This is a genomic window from Viridibacillus sp. FSL E2-0187, from assembly GCF_038006425.1.
In the GTDB taxonomy this organism is placed as follows: Bacteria; Bacillota; Bacilli; order Bacillales_A; family Planococcaceae; genus Viridibacillus; species Viridibacillus arvi.
Genome location: NZ_JBBOVG010000001.1, coordinates 67,796 through 81,540 on the forward strand (window position 1 = coordinate 67,796; position 13,745 = coordinate 81,540).

The following is a 13,745-nucleotide window of genomic DNA, read 5'->3' on the forward strand; positions in this document are numbered from 1 at the left end:
GAGTGAAAGGTGTGACACAATTGCGTACAGCTAATGTTTCTAAGCCAAACTCTTTTGTTATGTCCTCAAGTAAATTGCTTTCACGCATGGTTGTGTGAAGTATTTATTTGGGGACTTTTATTTGTTTAAAGGAGCGGAATGTATGAGTTCAAAAATTGGCGTGATCATGGGAAGTTCAAGTGATTGGGAAACAATGAAACATGCGTGTGATGTATTAGATGAATTACAGATTCCATATGAAAAAAAAGTGGTTTCTGCACATAGAACACCAGATTTGATGTTTGAATATGCACAGGAAGCTCGTACAAGAGGCCTTCATGTCATTATTGCTGGAGCAGGTGGTGCAGCGCATTTACCGGGTATGGTAGCTGCTAAAACAACTCTACCGGTAATTGGTGTACCTGTACAATCAAAAGCATTAAATGGGCTTGATTCTTTATTATCTATCGTGCAAATGCCTGGTGGTGTTCCTGTAGCGACTGTAGCTATTGGTAAAGCTGGTGCGACAAATGCAGGATTACTAGCAGCACAAATTCTTTCTACAACAGATTCTGAAATTACAGAAAAAATAGAAGCACGACGCCAAGCAATGAAAATGAAAGCTCTAGAAAGTTCAGGTGAGTTAGAGTGACGAAAATTTATCCTGGTCAAACTATTGGTATAATCGGTGGCGGTCAACTTGGTCGTATGATGGCAATGGCAGCAAAGGAAGCTGGTTTTAAAATCGCTGTTCTTGAGCCAACAATGGATTCACCATGCGGTCAAGTTGCAGATATTCGTATCGTTGCCCCATATAACGACGAAGCGGCATTAGAAGAGCTTGCAGAAGTAAGTGACGTTATTACGTTCGAATTTGAAAACATTGATTATGCAGGTTTGAAAAGATTATCTGAAATTGCTTATGTACCTCAAGGTGCTGAACTTGTACGTATTACCCAGAACCGTATTCTTGAAAAAGCTGCAATAAATGAGGCTGGGTGTCCAGTCGCAAGATACATAAATGCTGAAAGCTTTGAGGAGCTTCAGAGTAAAATCGAAATTGTTGGTTATCCTTGCGTCGTAAAAACTGCAAGAGGTGGTTATGATGGGAAAGGCCAGCAGACACTACAATCAGAAAATGATCTGCCTTTAGCGAAATCTTTATTTGAATATTCTGCTTGTGTAGCTGAAGCATTCGTACCATTCGAGAAAGAAATTTCTGTCATCGTACAACGAAATGTTCAAGGAGAAACGTATTGCCTTCCTATTGGAGAAAATATTCATGTGAATCACATTTTACACGAAACGATTGTACCGGCACGTATTACAGAAGAAACTGCTAAACAAGCTACTGAAGAAGCAGAAAAAATTGCGAATCATCTCAAATTAGTGGGTACACTAGCTGTAGAACTATTTGTTTTAGAGAATGGACAAGTTATTATTAATGAGTTAGCACCACGTCCACACAACTCAGGACACTATTCGATTGAGGCCTGCAACATTTCGCAATTCCATCAGCATATTCGTGCTGTATGTGGTTGGCCATTACGTGAACCACAATTATGGTCGCCTTCGATTATGGTCAATGTCCTTGGACAACATGTCGTACCACTGAGTAATTCTATTTCAAAATACTCTGACTGGTCTATTCATTTATACGGTAAGCAAGAAGCAAAACATAATCGCAAAATGGGCCACGTTACAATAATGACAAACGACATTGAAAAAACGTTAACAGAAATTAATGATTCCCACATTTGGTCGGAATAGAAGGAGAACAATATGATAGAACGCTATACTCGTCCCGAAATGGGCGCAATTTGGACAGAAGAAAACAAATACCAAGCTTGGTTGGAAGTTGAAATCTTATCTTGTGAGGCTTGGGCAGAACTTGGTGATATCCCGAAAGAGGATGTTATGAAAATCCGTGAGGGTGCAAGTTTTGATATCGACCGTATTTTAGAAATTGAAAAAGAAACTCGACATGATGTAGTTGCATTTACACGTGCTGTTTCTGAAACTCTAGGGGAAGAACGTAAATGGGTACATTACGGTTTAACTTCTACGGATGTTGTAGATACTGCACTTTCTTATTTAATCAAACAAGCTAATGAAATCTTACGTAAAGATATTAAAAACTTTATCGAAATTTTAGAGAATAAGGCGAAAGAACATAAATACACAGTTATGATGGGCCGTACACATGGTGTTCATGCTGAACCAACCACATTTGGTTTAAAACTCGCATTATGGTTAGAAGAAATGAAACGCAATTTAGAACGCTTTGAAGCATCAGCTCAAGTAATCGAAACAGGTAAAATTTCTGGAGCGGTTGGTACTTATGCTAATATTGATCCATTTGTTGAAAAATACGTTTGCGAAAAATTAGGTCTTCAAGCAGCTCCTATTTCTACACAAACTTTACAACGTGACCGTCACGCACAATACATGGCAACTTTAGCTTTAATCGGATCTTCAATTGAGAAATTCGCAACTGAAATTCGTGGTTTACAAAAATCAGAAACACGTGAAGTTGAGGAATTCTTCGCAAAAGGTCAAAAAGGCTCTTCTGCAATGCCTCACAAACGTAATCCAATCGGTTCTGAGAATATGGTTGGTATGGCTCGTTTACTTCGCGGTTATATGATGACAGCTTATGAAAACGTGTCACTATGGCATGAACGTGATATCTCACATTCATCAGCAGAGCGTGTAATCTTACCAGACGGTACAATTACTCTAAACTATATGTTAAATCGTTTTGCAAACATTGTGAAAAACTTAACGGTATTCCCTGACAATATGAAACGCAATATGGGTCGCACATTTGGCCTTATCTATTCACAACGTGTATTACTTGCTTTGATCGACAAAGGCCTTTCACGTGAAGAAGCGTACGATACAGTACAGCCCCTAACTGCTAAAGCTTGGGATGAACAAGTGCAGTTCCGTGGACTAGTTGATGCTAGTGAGAAAATCACTGCTCATTTATCAAAAGAAGAGTTAGATGATTGTTTTGATTACAATTATCACCTACAACATGTAGATACAATTTTTGAACGTCTAGGATTAAACTAAACCGGGGGAATTAACAGTGGAAAAAGGTCAACTTTTGTATGAAGGAAAAGCTAAAAGATTGTACTCGACAGCAGAAGAAAATATTCTGTTTGTTGAGTACAAAGATAGTGCTACAGCATTCAATGGTGAGAAAAAAGAGGAAATCGCAGGTAAAGGTATTTTAAATAATAAAATTACAACTTTAATTTTCGATAAATTAAAGTCAGCGGGAATCGAATCTCACTTTGTTGAACAAATTTCAGAAAACGAACAGCTTGTAAAAAAAGTAGACATTATTCCAATTGAATTGGTTGTCCGCAATATTGCAGCAGGTAGCCTTGCAAAACGACTTGGATACGAAGAGGGTACGCCTCTTCGTCGTCCAATCGTTGAATTTTATTACAAAAACGATGATCTTGGAGATCCACTCATCACAACAGAGCATATTGAAATATTGAATATTGCTACACCAGAAGAAGTACAAGCTCTTTACAACAATGGCTTAAAGGTGAATGAAGTTCTCCGTCCATTATTCCAAGAAATCGGCGTAACTCTAGTAGACTTCAAACTAGAGTTTGGTCGTGATGCTAGTGGGCAAGTGCTATTAGCAGATGAAGTTTCACCAGATACTTGCCGTCTTTGGGACATAGAAACAAATCAAAAGCTTGATAAAGACGTTTTTCGTCGAGATCTTGGTAATTTAACAGATGTTTATAAAATCATATTAGCTCGCCTAGGAGGACTATCAAAATGAAAAAGGTAAAAGTTTATGTAACATTACGTGAAAGTGTATTAGATCCACAAGGTTCTGCAGTGAAAGGCTCATTACACACAATGGGCTACAAAGAAGTTGCAGACGTTCGTATTGGTAAATACTTAGAATTACAAATCGAACCATCTGATCGTGATTTAAATGTAGTAGTAAAAGAAATGTGCGAAAAACTACTTACAAATACTGTTATAGAAGACTACCGTTTTGAAGTCGAGGAGGCTAACTAACTATGAAGTTCGCAGTACTCGTTTTCCCAGGATCGAACTGTGATTTAGATATGTATCACGCAATTAAAGACGAACTTGGTGAAGAAGCAGAATATGTATGGCACGATACAAAAGATTTAAGTAGCTATGACGGTATCTTATTACCAGGTGGATTCTCTTACGGAGATTACCTACGTTGTGGTGCAATTGCTCGCTCTTCAAACGTTATGACTGAAGTAGTAAAAGCTGCTGAAGCAGGTAAGCCAATCCTTGGTGTTTGTAATGGATTTCAAATTTTAACTGAGGCAGGACTACTTCCTGGTGCCCTTCTACGTAATAAAAATTTGAAATTCATGTGTCGTACTGTTGACTTAAAAGTAGTTAATAATAATACACAATTTACAAATCATTATGCAAAAGATGAAATTATTAAAGTACCTATCGCACATGGTGAAGGAAATTATTACTGTGATGAAGATACTTTGCAATCATTAAAGGACAATAACCAAATTGTTTTCACTTATTCTAGCGAAAATCCGAATGGTAGTTTAGAAGATATTGCAGGAATCGTCAATGAACGCGGTAATGTACTTGGTATGATGCCTCACCCAGAGCGCGCAGTGAACGAATTAATCGGTGGCGCGGATGGACTTGCAGTATTTAAATCAATCGTCAAACAGTGGAGGGAATCACATGTCAATCAAGCTTGAACCAACACAAGAGCAAATTAAAGAGCAAAAACTCTATGCACAAATGGGCTTGTCCGATGAAGAATTTGCGCTAGTTGAAAGTATTCTAGGACGTCTACCGAATTGGACTGAAACAGGTCTCTTTTCAGTAATGTGGTCAGAGCACTGCTCATATAAAAACTCAAAACCGGTGCTACGTAAATTCCCAACTACAGGACCTCGAGTATTACAAGGCCCTGGTGAAGGTGCAGGAATCGTCGATATCGGCGATGACCAAGCAGTTGTGTTCAAAATGGAATCACACAATCACCCGTCTGCAATTGAACCTTATCAAGGTGCAGCAACAGGTGTCGGAGGTATTATCCGCGATGTATTCTCAATGGGTGCACGCCCAATTGCCATGTTAAACTCTCTACGTTTTGGTGAGTTGAAAACTCCACGCGTAAAATATTTGTTTGAAGAAGTAGTAGCTGGAATTGCAGGCTACGGTAACTGTATCGGTATTCCAACAGTTGGTGGTGAAATTCAATTTGATGATTGTTACGAAGGTAATCCACTAGTAAATGCTATGTGTGTTGGTTTAATCGATCATAAAGACATTCAAAAAGGTATTGCTTCAGGTGTGGGTAACCCAGTAATGTACGTTGGTGCTAAAACAGGTCGTGATGGTATTCACGGTGCTACATTCGCTTCTGAGGAATTAAGTGAGTCATCAGAGGAAAAACGCCCAGCTGTACAAGTTGGCGATCCATTCATGGAGAAATTACTTCTTGAAGCTTGCCTAGAATTAGTGAAATTTGATTCACTAGTTGGAATACAAGATATGGGTGCTGCAGGCTTAACTTCATCATCTGCCGAAATGGCTTCTAAAGCAGGTTACGGTATTGAGATGAATTTAGATCTAGTACCTCAACGTGAAACAGGTATGACAGCTTATGAAATGATGCTTTCAGAATCTCAAGAGCGTATGTTAATCGTTGTGAAAAAAGGACATGAAGCTGAAATCGTTACTCTATTCGAGAAGTATGGTTTAGATGCTGTAACAATCGGTCATGTAACTGACGATAAAATGCTACGCCTTATACATAAAGGAGAAGTTGTAGCAAATGTTCCTGCAGATGCTCTTGCAGAGGAAGCACCTGTTTATAACAAACCATCTGCAGTACCAGCTTACTACAATGAATTCCAAGCAATGGAAAACGTAGAGCCTACCGTTGCTGACTATAAAGAAACTTTAATCTCACTATTAAAACAATCTACAATTGCTTCTAAAGAGTGGGTTTATGACCAGTATGACTATCAAGTACGTACATCAACAGTTGTAGCACCAGGATCTGATGCAGCAGTAGTACGTGTACGTGGTACGAACAAAGGTCTTGCAATGACAACTGACTGTAACTCTCGATACATTTACTTAGATCCAGAAGTTGGCGGGAAAATTGCGGTAGCAGAAGCAGCACGTAATATCGTTTGTTCTGGTGGTAAGCCACTTGCAATTACAGACTGTTTGAACTTTGGTAATCCAGAAAAACCAGAAATCTTCTGGCAAATCGAAAAATCAGCTGATGGTATTTCAGAGGCTTGTTTAGCACTAGAATCACCAGTAATCGGCGGTAATGTTTCTCTTTACAATGAGCGTAGTGGTGTAGCTGTTTATCCAACACCAACAATCGGTATGGTTGGTTTAGTAGAAGACTTAGCTCACGTTACAACACAGCAAGTTAAAGAAGCTGGAGACTATATCTACTTAATCGGCGATACAAAAACTGAATTCGGTGGATCTGAACTTCAAAAAATGCAAAATGATGGCCGTATTTTCGGTCTAGCACCAGAGATTGATTTAACTGTTGAAGCAGCACGTCAAGACGCGTTATTAAAAGCTATCCAACAAGGTTTAGTGGCATCTGCACATGATGTTGCTGAAGGCGGAGTAGCTGTTGCATTAGCAGAAAAAACATTCGGTACAAAATTCGGAGCAGAAATCATCTTAGAAGGTTCGGCAGTAAGTGCTTTATTTAGTGAATCGCAATCACGTTTCTTAGTAACAGTTAAAGCTGAAAATGCTCAAGCATTTGAAGTAGCTGTTAAAGATGCTCGTAAAATTGGTGTTGTTTCAGCAGATGCCAAATTGAGTGTTCGCGGTGAAGACGGTTCTACATTAATCGAAGGTCCAGTAGCAGAATTCCAAGATGCTTGGAAAGGGGCAATACCATGTTTGGTGAACTCAGAGGCTTAAATGAAGAATGTGGCGTGTTTGGGATTTGGGGTAATGAAAACCCAGCGCAGCTTAGTTATTACGGTTTACATGCATTACAACATCGTGGTCAAGAAGGTGCGGGGATTGTTGTCAAAGATGGCAAGCAATTTCGCGCTGTTAAAGGGGAAGGTCTTGTAAATGATGTATTTAGTGAAGGTAAATTAGAAGGCTTAAAAGGACAAGCAGCAATAGCTCATGCACGTTATACGACAGCAGGAGGCGGCGGAATTGAAAATGTTCAGCCGCTGCTGTTCCGCTCATCAACAGGCAGTTTATCAATCGCGCATAATGGTAATTTAGTTAATGCAAATCACTTAAAGCAACATTTAGAACGTCAAGGTAGCATTTTTAACTCAACTTCTGATACAGAAGTACTTGCTCACTTAATTAAAAAAAGTACGCATCCGACATTTCTTTCAAAAGTGAAAAATGCGCTTACTTTGTTAAAAGGTGCATTTTCGATCTTAATGTTATCTGAAGAAGGTTTAATTGTGGCTCGAGATCAGCACGGTTTACGTCCTTTAGCACTTGGTAAATTAGGCGACAGTTGGGTTGTTGCTTCTGAAACTTGTGCGTTCGATTTAATTGGTGCAGAATTCGTTCGTTCAGTAGAACCAGGAGAATTAATCGTTATTAATGATAATGGTGTGAAAAGCGATCGATTTGTAGAACCAGCTAAACGTGCAATGTGTGCAATGGAATATGTATATTTAGCAAGACCAGATTCGGAAATTGGCGGCATTAACGTGCATATGGCACGTAAACGTATGGGTAAAACACTTGCAAAAGAATGTGCTCATATTGAGGCAGACGTTGTAACGGGTGTTCCAGATTCAAGTATTTCCGCAGCAATTGGTTTTGCAGAAGAAAGTGGGATTCCTTACGAATTAGGCCTGATTAAAAACCGTTATGTTGGTCGTACCTTCATTCAACCGACACAAGAGTTACGTGAACGTGGTGTGAAAATGAAATTATCTCCAGTACGTCAAGTTGTTCAAGGGAAACGTGTTGTAATGGTAGATGATTCAATTGTTCGTGGTACAACTTCAAGACGTATAGTGAAAATGTTGAAGGAAGCTGGAGCAGCAGAAGTACATGTTGTTATCAGTTCTCCACCAATGACAGACCCATGCTACTACGGTATTGATACATCTTCATCAGAAGAACTTATCGCTTCTAGTCATAGTGTTGAAGAGATCCGTGATGCAATTGGTGCTGATACGGTAACATTTTTATCTGTTGAAGGCATGGTAGAATCTATTGCTCGCCAACACGAAGGTCCAGAGCGTGGTCTATGCTTAGCATGTTTTACTGGAAAATATCCAACTGAGATTTTCCCGGATACTATCTTGCCACACGAAAAAGAACTTATACGTTAAGGAGACGATCTACATGTCAAAAGCATATGAAGAAGCAGGCGTTAATATTGAAGCAGGCTATGAAGCAGTCCAAAGAATGAAATCACATGTTGAACGTACAGCAAGAAAGGGCATCATGGGTTCATTTGGTGGCTTTGGCGGCATGTTCGATTTATCTGAATTAAACTTGAAGGAACCAGTTCTTATTTCTGGTACTGATGGTGTTGGGACAAAATTAAAACTAGCGTTTATGGCTGATAAACACGATACAATCGGAGTAGACTGCGTAGCAATGTGTGTAAACGATATCGTTGCACAAGGTGCAGAGCCATTATACTTTTTAGATTACGTAGCAGTTGGTAAAGCTGAGCCTGCTAAAATCGAGCAAATTGTTAAAGGTGTTGCTGATGGTTGTGTCCAAGCTGGTGCTGCGTTAATCGGTGGAGAAACAGCTGAAATGCCTGGTCTGTATGAAGAGGACGAATATGATTTAGCGGGCTTTGCGGTAGGTGCTGCTGAAAAAGCAAATATCGTAACAGGAGAGAAAATTTCAGAAGGTGATGTACTTGTAGGGCTAGCTTCTAGCGGTATTCACTCAAATGGTTATTCACTTGTCCGTAAAGTTGTTTTTGCTGATAATGGCTTTAAACCTGAAACAATTGTTGAAGGCTACGAGAACCTAGGTCCCATTGGTGAAGCTTTATTAGTACCAACAAAAATTTATGCAAAACCTGTTTTAGCAATGCTAAAAGAGTGTGAAGTGCATGGTATGGCACACGTTACAGGTGGAGGTTTCTATGAAAACCTACCTCGTATGATGCCAGAAGGACTAGCAACAGAAATTGATTTAGGCACTTGGCCAGTATTACCTGTCTTTGAATTCTTAAAAGAGAAAGGTAATCTACAAGAGCGTGATTTATATAATGTTTTCAATATGGGAATCGGATACGTAATTTCAGTACCAGCTTCTGAAGCGGCTCGTATTATCGAGATTGCTGAACAACATGGTGAAAAAGCGTATGAAATTGGTCGCGTTGTGAAAGGTGAAGGTGTTCTTTTTAACGGTAATCATGATGGGAGCTTAACTCATGTGTAATATCGTTTCCATCGCAGTTTTCGCATCAGGCAGCGGTTCTAATTTTCAAGCTATTCAAGAAGCAATAGAATGCGGTGAACTACATGCGAAAATTGAGCTCGTTGTCACAGATAAGCCAGGTGCTTATGTTGTAGAACGTGCTAAAGCAAAAGGTATCCCTGTATTAGCACTAAGCCCTAAGGATTTTGGTTCTAAGGAAGCTTATGAACAAGCTATTTTAGCTAAGCTACAAGAGTGTGAAGTGAAATGGATCGTTCTTGCGGGATATATGCGTTTAATCGGTGAAACATTATTAAATTCCTATACTTCGAAAATTGTTAATATTCACCCTTCTCTATTACCTTCGTTTCCAGGAAAAGATGCCATTGGACAAGCAATGGAACATCGTGTGAAAGTAACGGGTGTAACAGTTCACTTTGTAGATGCGGGGATGGATACAGGTCCAATTATTGCGCAACGTGCTGTAGCAGTCACTGACGGTGACCGCGTGGCAACTGAACAAGCAATTCATGCTATTGAGCATGACCTTTATAAAGAAGCATTACAGGCAACTTTAAAATAAATAATTAATTAAGTGGAACCAGAGCTTCGTGCTTTGGTTCCGATTATGTACTACATAAGAATTATGAATTACAACTTGCTTTCAAATCTAAGGAGGAAATAATCGTGACGAAACGTGCGTTAATCAGTGTCTCTGATAAATCAGGTGTTTTAGAATTTGCTAAGGAATTAGAGGCATTAGGCTATGAAATTTTATCAACAGGCGGTACAAAAAAACATTTACAAGAAAACGGTGTAGCAGTAACTGCTGTTGACCAAGTAACAAACTTCCCAGAAATTTTAGGTGGACGTGTTAAAACATTGAACCCGCTTATTCATGGTGGATTACTTGCAAAACATGATGATCCTGAACACCAAGCGCAAATGGCTGAACATGGTATTCAACCAATCGAAATCGTTTGTGTAAATCTATATCCATTCGTTGAAACAATTTCAAAGCCTAATGTAACAATCGTCGATGCTATTGAAAATATTGATATTGGTGGTCCAACAATGCTTCGTTCGGCTGCTAAAAATCAAAAATATGTAACAGTAATCGTCGATTCAAATGATTATGCAACTGTATTAGCAGAGCTAAAAGCAGAAAGCCAAACAACACTTGAAACACGCCGTCGTCTTGGTGCAAAAGTATTCCGTCATACAGCCGCTTACGATTCTTATATTTCTAACTACTTAACAGAATACACTGGTGAAGAATTCCCAGAGCAAATGACTTTAACATATGAATTAAAACAACCACTTCGTTACGGTGAAAATCCACATCAAAAAGCAGCTTTCTACCAAAAGCACTTAGGCTCAGATTTCTCAATAGCATCAGCTGAGCAATTACATGGTAAAGAACTTTCTTACAATAATATTCAAGACGCAAATGCTGCACTTCAAATTATCAAAGAATTTGACGCACCAGCAGCCGTAGCAGTAAAACATATGAATCCTTGTGGCGTTGGTACAGCTGAAACAATCTCTGAAGCATTCGCTAAAGCATATGAAGCAGATTCAACTTCAATCTTCGGTGGTATTATTGCGTTGAACCGTGAAGTAGATTTAGCAACAGCAGAACAACTTGCTGGAATCTTCCTAGAAATTATCATCGCTCCTGCATTCACTGCTGAAGCACTTGAAAAATTATCTGCGAAGAAAAATATTCGCTTACTAACAATTTCATTTGCACAAGAAAAACGTGATGCATTCAACACAGTATCTGTTGAGGGTGGCTTACTTGTTCAAGAGCCAGACCGTTTTGGCTTAAAAGATGGAGAAGTAAAAGTAGTTACAGACCGCGAACCAACTGAAGAAGAATGGGCAGCAATGAAACTTGGTTGGTCAGTAGTAAAACACGTTAAATCAAATGCCATCGTTGTAACTGATGACAAAATGACATTAGGCGTTGGTGCTGGTCAAATGAACCGTGTAGGCTCAGCGAAAATCGCATTAGAGCAAGCTGGAGAAAAAGCAAAAGGTGCAGCACTTGCATCAGATGCATTCTTCCCAATGAATGACACTGTAGAAACTGCTGCTAAAGCAGGCATCACAGCAATCATCCAAACAGGCGGCTCAATCAAAGACCAAGACTCAATCGACAAAGCAAACGAATACGGCATCGCAATGGTATTCACAGGAGTAAGACACTTTAAACACTAATTAATGAAGGCAACCTAAAAGCGCGACGTCGTGTCGCAACGGTTGCATGACCAGCATCCTGCTTGCCCAAGGCGCTCGTTCATCGGCGACAAGCACTGGAAGTCTCGAATCAAAGGTGCTTTTTGCCTTTGAGCGAGAGACTGAAGTGACCTCGAGCCGATAGCGCCTGGAACTGGATATGCTAGTTAAGGAACACAATGATTAAACATCGGCGTGTTCCATTAATTTATAAGTAGGAGGAAACATCAATGAAAGTACTAGTTATTGGTAGTGGCGGTCGCGAGCATGCAATTGCTAAACAATTTGCAAATGCAGCATCCGTTGAGAAAGTATTTGTAGCTCCAGGTAACGATGGTATGAAAAATGATGCAGAGTGTGTGGCAATTGACGTTTTCAACTTTGCGGAACTTATAGCTTTTGCTAAAGAGCAGTCAATCGACTTAACATTCGTCGGACCTGAACAGCCTTTAGTAGCTGGTATCGTAGATGCTTTTGAAGAAGCAGGTTTGCGCATTTTTGGACCAACAAAGGCGGCAGCTAAAATAGAAGGTAGTAAATCATTTGCAAAAGAACTAATGCAAAAATATAATATCCCAACAGCAGCTTCCGCAACATTTACTGAAGCAGATGCTGCAATTACATATGTGCAAAAAATGGGGGCACCAATTGTTGTAAAAGCAGATGGTCTAGCTGCAGGAAAAGGTGTAATCGTTGCATTAACTGAAGAGGAAGCGATTGAAGGCATCAAAGACATGATTGGTAATCAACGTTTTGGTGATTCTTCTTCTCGAGTAGTAATTGAAGAATTCCTTGATGGGGAAGAGTTCTCTTACATGTCATTTGTACATAATGGTCGAATTTATCCTATGGTTATTGCACAAGATCATAAACGTGCATATGATGGTGATAAAGGTCCAAATACAGGTGGAATGGGTGCTTACTCTCCAGTACCTCAAATTTCTGATGAGGTTGTTAAGCGTGCATATGATGAAGTAGTCGTGCCAACTGTACAGGCGATGACAACTGAAGGTGCACCATTCACTGGGATTTTATATGCAGGACTTATTTTAACTGCTGAAGGTCCAAAAGTAATTGAATTTAATGCACGCTTCGGTGATCCTGAAACACAAGTTGTATTACCACGTATGGCTTCTGATTTTGGAGAATTCATGATGGCGTTGATGAATGAAGAACCTTATACATTGGAATGGTCGAACGATGCAATGCTAGGTGTAGTAATTGCTTCTGAAGGATATCCAGGCGAGGTAAAAAAAGGTGCTAAATTACCGTCACTTGAAAAATTATCAGCAAACTTCGATGTATTTCATGCTGGAACAAAGCTAGTAGGAGAAGACTTTGTAGGAAATGGTGGACGTGTACTACTAGTTACCACAAAGGCTACATCATTAAAAGACGCACAACAAAAAGTATACGAAGGTTTATCTAAAGAATCATGGGCAGGCTTTTTCCACCGTTCTGATATTGGTTGGCGTACAATGAAGTAAAACGAAAAGCTGCCCGATTGTTAGGTCGGACAGCTTTTCGTATAGTATGGGAATTATGAATTAGTTGAGTTAGATTGACTGTTATTAGTGTTCTTATTTTGATCATTAGACTGATTTTTAGTGTTGCTGTTTTGTGAATTATTCTTTTCACCATTATTATTGGAGTTACTATTCGAATTGCTATTGGAATTACTATTCGAGTTATTATTCGAATTAGCATTCGAATTTCCACCAGCAAAATCTTTCATCAATTGATCAATATTCGGAATAATACTTGCAGCTTGGCCACCAAAAGCACTGGTCATAGAACTATCCATTACGGATTTCATAGTGGAGTTCATCATTGCTTTTGTTGGACAATACTTTAAAATACCTTCCGCTGTTTTCATAGCACCGATAATAATCATCAATCGACCACCAGTACAATTAGAATCGCGCGAAATTCTACCGATACCAAATGCTGTCATAGTTATACCACATGTTAACCGCATAAAAGCATTCTTCGTACTTAAGTTTTCTGATTGTGTCAATTAAGTCACCCTCCTATACAAATTTTCCCACAAAATACTACTAAAAACTTTGCTTTCCTAAAGTGCTGTGATACGATAATTCAATAATGCTAAA

The 13,745-nt window shown here is 39.3% G+C and carries 13 protein-coding genes; 12 read left to right on the forward strand and 1 reads right to left on the reverse strand.

What is annotated here, in order from left to right:
• The first annotated feature begins 142 nt into the window (after positions 1-142).
• From purE to purD, 12 genes are all read left to right on the forward strand, one after another.
• Positions 143-631: a 5-(carboxyamino)imidazole ribonucleotide mutase gene (gene purE / locus MHH85_RS00250; RefSeq protein WP_038178707.1), complete on the forward strand. Its 489-nt coding sequence runs from the start codon at positions 143-145 to the stop codon at positions 629-631.
• Positions 628-1,749, forward strand: a complete 1,122-nt coding sequence (gene purK / locus MHH85_RS00255) for a 5-(carboxyamino)imidazole ribonucleotide synthase (protein WP_340705616.1) — start codon at positions 628-630, stop codon at positions 1,747-1,749. Before purE ends, purK begins: the two co-directional genes overlap by 4 nt.
• A 12-nt stretch (positions 1,750-1,761) precedes the next feature.
• Positions 1,762-3,057, forward strand: coding sequence for an adenylosuccinate lyase (gene purB / locus MHH85_RS00260; RefSeq protein WP_193737564.1), 1,296 nt, complete (start codon positions 1,762-1,764; stop codon positions 3,055-3,057).
• A 16-nt stretch (positions 3,058-3,073) separates the two neighbouring features.
• Complete coding sequence (gene purC / locus MHH85_RS00265) at positions 3,074-3,790, forward strand: phosphoribosylaminoimidazolesuccinocarboxamide synthase (protein WP_340705617.1); 717 nt, start codon at positions 3,074-3,076, stop codon at positions 3,788-3,790.
• Positions 3,787-4,035: a phosphoribosylformylglycinamidine synthase subunit PurS gene (gene purS, locus MHH85_RS00270; RefSeq protein ID WP_038178699.1), complete on the forward strand. Its 249-nt coding sequence runs from the start codon at positions 3,787-3,789 to the stop codon at positions 4,033-4,035. The genes purC and purS overlap by 4 nt, the downstream gene beginning before the upstream one ends.
• A gap of 2 nt (positions 4,036-4,037) precedes the next feature.
• Positions 4,038-4,724 (forward strand): phosphoribosylformylglycinamidine synthase subunit PurQ, encoded by a 687-nt coding sequence (gene purQ, locus MHH85_RS00275; RefSeq protein WP_340705618.1) that lies wholly within the window; start codon positions 4,038-4,040, stop codon positions 4,722-4,724.
• Entirely contained in the window at positions 4,708-6,939 is a 2,232-nt protein-coding gene (gene purL, locus MHH85_RS00280; protein ID WP_193737562.1) for a phosphoribosylformylglycinamidine synthase subunit PurL, read from the forward strand. Before purQ ends, purL begins: the two co-directional genes overlap by 17 nt.
• Positions 6,915-8,339: an amidophosphoribosyltransferase gene (gene purF, locus MHH85_RS00285; RefSeq protein ID WP_193737561.1), complete on the forward strand. Its 1,425-nt coding sequence runs from the start codon at positions 6,915-6,917 to the stop codon at positions 8,337-8,339. The genes purL and purF overlap by 25 nt, the downstream gene beginning before the upstream one ends.
• Before the next feature lie 13 nt (positions 8,340-8,352).
• Positions 8,353-9,414 carry a phosphoribosylformylglycinamidine cyclo-ligase gene (gene purM, locus MHH85_RS00290; protein ID WP_340705619.1) on the forward strand — a complete coding sequence of 354 codons (1,062 nt, stop codon included), beginning with the start codon at positions 8,353-8,355 and terminating at the stop codon, positions 9,412-9,414.
• Positions 9,407-9,976 carry a phosphoribosylglycinamide formyltransferase gene (gene purN, locus MHH85_RS00295; protein ID WP_340705620.1) on the forward strand — a complete coding sequence of 190 codons (570 nt, stop codon included), beginning with the start codon at positions 9,407-9,409 and terminating at the stop codon, positions 9,974-9,976. Before purM ends, purN begins: the two co-directional genes overlap by 8 nt.
• A 104-nt stretch (positions 9,977-10,080) precedes the next feature.
• Positions 10,081-11,616: a bifunctional phosphoribosylaminoimidazolecarboxamide formyltransferase/IMP cyclohydrolase gene (gene purH, locus MHH85_RS00300; protein ID WP_340705621.1), complete on the forward strand. Its 1,536-nt coding sequence runs from the start codon at positions 10,081-10,083 to the stop codon at positions 11,614-11,616.
• A gap of 248 nt (positions 11,617-11,864) precedes the next feature.
• Positions 11,865-13,121 carry a phosphoribosylamine--glycine ligase gene (gene purD, locus MHH85_RS00305; protein WP_340705622.1) on the forward strand — a complete coding sequence of 419 codons (1,257 nt, stop codon included), beginning with the start codon at positions 11,865-11,867 and terminating at the stop codon, positions 13,119-13,121.
• Between the two features lie 53 nt (positions 13,122-13,174).
• Here purD and MHH85_RS00310 read toward each other — a convergent pair whose 3' ends face one another.
• Positions 13,175-13,651, reverse strand: coding sequence for a YgaP family membrane protein (locus MHH85_RS00310; protein WP_227751935.1), 477 nt, complete (start codon positions 13,649-13,651; stop codon positions 13,175-13,177).
• Positions 13,652-13,745: the final 94 nt, after the last annotated feature.